This window comes from Halomonas llamarensis, assembly GCF_023555005.1.
Lineage (GTDB): Bacteria > Pseudomonadota > Gammaproteobacteria > Pseudomonadales > Halomonadaceae > Vreelandella > Vreelandella llamarensis.
Map to the genome: position 1 here is coordinate 1 of NZ_JAMJPJ010000163.1, position 250 is coordinate 250.

The following is a 250-nucleotide window of genomic DNA, read 5'->3' on the forward strand; positions in this document are numbered from 1 at the left end:
TGGAAAAACAGGCCAAAGCGCTCGATCCCGACGCGCGTCACGCGCTGCGCGAGCAGAAAAGTCAGCCCCTGATCGCTCAGTTGCGCACCTGGCTCGACAAATCCCTGGCACAAGTGCTCCCCAAAAGTAAGCGAGCCATTAACCACATCTGGGCAGGCGTCGCTCAGCCGGGTAATGTGTCCTTCCAGTGCCAGGGCAGCAGCGTGGTGAGCTCGTCGTCGTTGAGCGTGGGCAATGTTTCGAAGACGTA

General features: G+C 59.6%; 1 pseudogene. It reads left to right on the plus strand.

The window, feature by feature from the left end:
* A pseudogene (locus tag M8006_RS18045) lies at positions 1 to 250 on the plus strand (IS66 family transposase); the annotation flags it as partial.